A 3,003-nucleotide genomic window follows, 5' to 3' on the forward strand; every position below is an offset into this window, starting at 1 on the left:
TGTTCTCTCGGTCACAAGCTGATTACTGTATGATTTTATTCGTTGTATTTCACACTAGCCACTCAAAAACACTTGAGCGTTGTATAGTTAAGCCTCTCGGGCAATTAGTATGGGTTAGCTCAATATCTCACAATACTTACACACCCCACCTATCTACGTCTTAGTCTCAAACAACCCTTACAGACCTAAAGTCTGGGAGAACTCATCTCTTGGCAAGTTTCGTGCTTAGATGCTTTCAGCACTTATCTCTTCCGCACTTAGCTACCGGGCAATGCGTCTGGCGACACAACCCGAACACCAGTGGTGCGTCCACTCCGGTCCTCTCGTACTAGGAGCAGCCCCAATCAATTCTCCAACGCCCACGGCAGATAGGGACCGAACTGTCTCACGACGTTCTAAACCCAGCTCGCGTACCACTTTAAATGGCGAACAGCCATACCCTTGGGACCTACTTCAGCCCCAGGATGTGATGAGCCGACATCGAGGTGCCAAACACCGCCGTCGATATGAACTCTTGGGCGGTATCAGCCTGTTATCCCCGGAGTACCTTTTATCCGTTGAGCGATGGCCCTTCCATTCAGAACCACCGGATCACTATGACCTACTTTCGTACCTGCTCGACTTGTCCGTCTCGCAGTTAAGCTTGCTTATACCATTGCACTAACCTGACGATGTCCGACCGTCATTAGCAAACCTTCGTGCTCCTCCGTTACACTTTGGGAGGAGACCGCCCCAGTCAAACTACCCACCAGACACTGTCCGAACACCCGATTAGGATGTCTCGTTAGAACATCAAACGTTAAAGGGTGGTATTTCAAGGTCGCCTCCACAATCACTGGCGTGACCGCTTCAAAGGCTCCCACCTATCCTACACATCAAAATTCAATGTTCAGTGTCAAGCTATAGTAAAGGTTCACGGGGTCTTTCCGTCTAGCCGCGGGTACACCGCATCTTCACGGCGATTTCAATTTCACTGAGTCTCGGGTGGAGACAGCCTGGCCATCATTATGCCATTCGTGCAGGTCGGAACTTACCCGACAAGGAATTTCGCTACCTTAGGACCGTTATAGTTACGGCCGCCGTTTACTGGGGCTTCGATCAGGAGCTTCTCTTTCGATTACACCATCAATTAACCTTCCAGCACCGGGCAGGCATCACACCCTATACGTCCACTTTCGTGTTTGCAGAGTGCTGTGTTTTTAATAAACAGTTGCAGCCAGCTGGTATCTTCGACCGGTTCAACCTTCAGGGGCAAGCCCTTACAATCTACGCCGGCGCACCTTCTCCCGAAGTTACGGTGCTATTTTGCCTAGTTCCTTCACCCGAGTTCTCTCAAGCGCCTGAGTATTCTCTACCTGACCACCTGTGTCGGTTTTCAGTACGGTTTAGTAAAGCCTGAAGCTTAGTGGCTTTTCCTGGAAGTGTGGTATCGGCAACTTCTTGTCCGTAGACAATCGTCATCAGCTCTCAGTGTATAAAAGTCCGGATTTGCCTAGACTTTCCACCTACAACCTTAAACAAGGATATCCAACACCTTGCTTGCCTAACCTGCTCCGTCCCCACATCGCAGCTTTACCAAGTACGGGAATATTAACCCGTTTCCCATCGACTACGCTTTTCAGCCTCGCCTTAGGGGCCGACTCACCCTGCCCCGATTAACGTTGGACAGGAAACCTTGGTCTTCCGGCGAACGGGTTTTTCACCCGTTTTATCGTTACTTATGTCAGCATTCGCACTTGTGATACGTCCAGCAAACCTCTCGATTCACCTTCTTCCGCTTACACAACGCTCCCCTACCCAACAGAATAAATTCTGATGCCGCAGCTTCGGTGCTATATTTCAGCCCCGTTACATCTTCCGCGCAGGCCGACTCGACTAGTGAGCTATTACGCTTTCTTTAAATGGTGGCTGCTTCTAAGCCAACATCCTAGCTGTCTAAGCCTTCCCACTTCGTTTCCCACTTAATATAGACTTGGGGACCTTAGCTGGCGGTCTGGGTTGTTTCCCTCTCCACGACGGACGTTAGCACCCGCCGTGTGTCTCCTGAGTATCACTCTTTGGTATTCGGAGTTTGCATCGGGTTGGTAAGCCGGGATGGCCCCCTAGCCGAAACAGTGCTCTACCCCCAAAGGTGTCCGCTCAAGGCTCTACCTAAATAGATTTCGGGGAGAACCAGCTATCTCCCGGTTTGATTGGCCTTTCACCCCCAGCCACAAGTCATCCGCTAATTTTTCAACATTAGTCGGTTCGGTCCTCCAGTTAGTGTTACCCAACCTTCAACCTGCCCATGGCTAGATCACCGGGTTTCGGGTCTATACCTTGCAACTATTCGCCCAGTTAAGACTCGGTTTCCCTTCGGCTCCCCTATTCGGTTAACCTCGCTACAAAATATAAGTCGCTGACCCATTATACAAAAGGTACGCAGTCACCTTACGGCTCCCACTGCTTGTACGTACAAGGTTTCAGGTTCTATTTCACTCCCCTCGCCGGGGTTCTTTTCGCCTTTCCTTCACAGTACTGGTTCACTATCGGTCAATCAGGAGTATTTAGCCTTGGAGGATGGTCCCCCCTTCTTCAGACAGGATATCACGTGTCCCGCCCTACTTCTCTCAAACTTAGTCCTTCCCAACAATTTTCAGATACGGGATTATCACCCTCTATGATTCAACTTCCCAGTTGATTCTCTTAATTGATGAGATAACATTTGATGGCTCCTCCGCTTTCGCTCGCCGCTACTGACGGAATCTCGGTTGATTTCTTTTCCTCGGGGTACTTAGATGTTTCAGTTCTCCCGGTTTGCCTTCATCACCTATGGATTCAATGATGAATAGTGAGTTCTTCACTCACTGGGTTTCCCCATTCGGATATCTTGGATTAAACGCTTCTTATCAACTCATCCAAGCTTTTCGCAGATTAGCACGTCCTTCTTCGCCTCTGATTGCCAAGGCATCCACCTTGTACGCTTAGTCACTTAACTATACAACCTCAAATGTTTTTACATTT

The 3,003-nt window shown here is 49.4% G+C and carries 1 rRNA gene; it reads right to left on the reverse strand.

The annotated features are described in order from the left end of the window. Positions 1-83 precede the first annotated feature (83 nt). A 23S ribosomal RNA gene (locus E4T92_RS10935) occupies positions 84-2,977 on the reverse strand. Between the last annotated feature and the right edge of the window lie 26 nt (positions 2,978-3,003).

This window comes from Pasteurella sp. WM03 (assembly GCF_004570945.1).
Lineage (GTDB): Bacteria > Pseudomonadota > Gammaproteobacteria > Enterobacterales > Pasteurellaceae > Rodentibacter.